The sequence below is a fragment of the Neisseria sp. P0021.S007 genome, assembly GCF_051956855.1.
In genome coordinates this window covers 1-446 of sequence record NZ_JBQCXA010001687.1, presented here as the reverse complement: position 1 = coordinate 446, position 446 = coordinate 1, and the positions used below count along the sequence as shown (strand labels likewise).

At 51.8% G+C, this 446-nt stretch carries 1 pseudogene; it reads left to right on the top strand.

From position 1 onward, the window contains the following. A pseudogene (locus ACTHUR_RS20920) lies at positions 1-283 on the top strand (copper-containing nitrite reductase); the annotation flags it as partial. Between the last annotated feature and the right edge of the window lie 163 nt (positions 284-446).

Below are 446 nucleotides of genomic sequence, written 5' to 3'. Positions count from 1 at the left end.
GATCCCTGCCGGTGGCGCAGCGATTATCGAATTTAAAGCCGACATCCCGGGCAGCTATACTGTGGTTGACCACTCTCTCTTCCGTGCGTTCAACAAAGGCGCGTTGGGTCAGTTGAAAGTAGAGGGCGCAGAGAACCCTGAAATCATGACCAAAAAACTGGAAGACAAAGCCTATGCAGGTAGCGGTGCAGCTTCAGCCCCTGCCGCTTCAGCTCCGGCTGCCCCTGCATCTTCCGCAGCAGCGCCTGCTTCCGCAGCATCTGCAGGTAAAGGCGGCTACTAATCCAGTCATCTCGGCATAGAAATAGAAAAAAGCCACTGCTGTTCCGGCTGATGCAAGGACAACAGTGGCTTTCTTCCACGACCAATCGAAAGATTGGTTTTTCAGACGACCTATCAAGTATCGAAGGTCGTCTGAAAAACCAGTTTCACGTATAGTGGATTAA